We start from the raw sequence: 1,109 nt of genomic DNA on the forward strand, positions 1-1,109 counted from the left end.
AGCCGGCTTCCAGCGTTCCATGCGCCACCTCCGTGAGGTGGCGACCTATGCACGCGGTGACAGCCCGCGTCGATCGCTCGCGCAAGTATTCGACTTTCCTCGGGCGGAAACCTGATCGGCGCTCTAGTCCGCGATGCGGACGCGCACCTCGGTGAGCAGCCGGTCCACCGGGGTGCAGGAGGGGTCGTTGAGGTAGTGCTCGATGACAGCGTCCGGAGCCGGTTCATACCCACTCGTGGGAAACCACCGCCCGATGACCTCCAGGTACGTCTCCGCGAGCCGTCCGTAGTCGCCGCGGTGCAACCCGGCCGCGTAGGTGCCTCCGGGGAGCTCCATGACGCCGACCTCGTCGGTGGCGGTGAAGCCATCACCGACGACGACACAGGCGTCGAAGCGCAGCAGCGGCTCCGCGGTGACCTCGGGATCGTCCGGGCACACGCCATAGAGGACGGGCTCCCGGCCGAGCAGCCCCTGGGTCCCGGCCCACGCCAGCATCCGCTGCCACAGCCCCCCGACGTCCGCGTAGCTGCCCCGGTGGCGCATGAAGGCCACGCGGATCGCGGGATGGCTGCGCACCTGGACGTCCACCCCGGTCGCGTCAGCGTGGGCCTGACGCCACGCGAGCACTCGCGACGAGGGCTGCTCGCGGAACCCGGACGGAGGCACGCCGAAGCGCGAGATGAACGCGCGCGTGAAGGCCTCATGGGACTCGTAGCCGGCCTCGAGCGCGAGGTCGAGCAGGCGCACGTCCCCCCCGGCACGAAGCCTGCGCGCGGCCCGCTCCAAGCGCAGGCGGCGCACGTGCTCCATGACCGTCTCGCCCATCTGCGCGCGGAAGATGCGATGGAAGTGGTGCAACGAGAAGGACGCCGCCCGTGCCAGGGTGGCGGGCTCGATGGGCGCGTCCAGGTGTTCCTGCAACAGTTGCTGCGCCTGGAGCAATCGTCGCTGGTAGTCGGCTTCCGTGGTCTGGCGGCGAGGCATGCGCGGACTCCATGGCACAGCCCCCGGTGGAAGAACACCGACACCCCGAGGACGCGGGGGTTCCTGCTACGGTGATGGCGCGAGACGCGTCGATGACGGCAGGACGGATGAGCCCCCATGCACCC

1 protein-coding gene is annotated in these 1,109 nt (G+C 70.2%); it reads right to left on the reverse strand.

Going from position 1 to position 1,109, the window contains the following annotated elements; translation table 11 throughout:
- Positions 1 to 123: 123 nt before the first annotated feature.
- A complete protein-coding gene (locus tag D7V93_RS43350) occupies positions 124 to 984 on the reverse strand; it encodes an AraC family transcriptional regulator (protein WP_120648704.1) in 861 nt (286 codons plus the stop codon).
- Between the last annotated feature and the right edge of the window lie 125 nt (positions 985 to 1,109).

The sequence above is a fragment of the Corallococcus llansteffanensis genome (assembly GCF_003612055.1).
Lineage (GTDB): Bacteria > Myxococcota > Myxococcia > Myxococcales > Myxococcaceae > Corallococcus > Corallococcus llansteffanensis.